Below are 973 nucleotides of genomic sequence, written 5' to 3' on the forward strand. Positions count from 1 at the left end.
ATGCCAAATAAATCACACTATATTTCAATAACTTGTCGTTTAACATTCGTTGACAGTTGAGTTAGAACTTCCGTGCTAGTCTTCACTTAAATCAAAGCAGTAAGCTTGTTTATCAATCTTTTTGATGTGAAGGAATTCTATTGTCAGCTATAAAAAACTCTATCTCAATACTTGTACTGTTTGTCTTTGCTTGTAGTGCACAGGCTTCGGCTAGTGTCGCTCAGGATGCAAGTAGTGAGTTCGGCAGCATGATGCTATTTTCGGCTGGCTTTGTTGGTTTATTTGCAGCACGTAAGCATATGAAGTCCGAGGCTTCCTAAAGTTCATAATTCGTTAAAGTACGTCCCTGTTTTACCTTGCTGGTTTACCAGTCCCCTTTATGCGGGGTAGCTCTCCATCCCCGCTTTTTTTCCATTTCTGTTAGTTCTACGAACGTAAAAACCGTTTAACGCCTAAAAGCTGGTTAGATACTTTATAGTAGCTGGTCGGTAGTACCTTATAAAGAATATCGACAAACTTGGCATCGGCACCAATTAATACTCGGAAGGTCTTCTTACGCATGCCTTTTTCGATGACTTCTGCCGCTTTTGCAGGGCTTGTTCGTGCCACCGTTTCAAAGTGTTTGGCAAGCTCATTGGAATTAGCTGCTTCAGTTTCAGCAGAATTTGCAATGTTGGATCGAATACCGCCGGGCATCACACAAATAACATCAATATTCTTACCTGAATAAATCATGTCTTGTTGTAAGGCTTCGGTAAATCCGCGAACGGCAAATTTAGAGGCATGGTAGGGCGCTACCATTGGCATGGTGATCAAGCCGAATATTGAAGCGACATTAACGATCATGCCGCGTGATGACTTTTCAAGTAATGGCATCATTTCTCGACAACCCATAACGACACCATTTAGGTTTACATCCATTACTTTGTTAAATAGGGCCTCAGAAGTTTCTTCAAAATAACCAAAAGACGTC

The 973-nt window shown here is 41.2% G+C and carries 2 protein-coding genes; one reads left to right on the forward strand and one right to left on the reverse strand.

What is annotated here, in order from left to right; translation table 11 throughout:
• Positions 1 to 140: 140 nt before the first annotated feature.
• Positions 141 to 320 carry a hypothetical protein gene (locus tag A3763_RS21790; RefSeq protein ID WP_068512752.1) on the forward strand — a complete coding sequence of 60 codons (180 nt, stop codon included), beginning with the start codon at positions 141 to 143 and terminating at the stop codon, positions 318 to 320.
• A 106-nt stretch (positions 321 to 426) separates the two neighbouring features.
• On the opposite strand, the gene A3763_RS21795 is transcribed toward A3763_RS21790, so the two are convergent.
• Positions 427 to 973: SDR family oxidoreductase (locus tag A3763_RS21795; RefSeq protein ID WP_156495249.1), on the reverse strand; the 547-nt coding region annotated here is incomplete at its 5' end.

The sequence above is a fragment of the Oleiphilus sp. HI0128 genome (assembly GCF_001635365.1).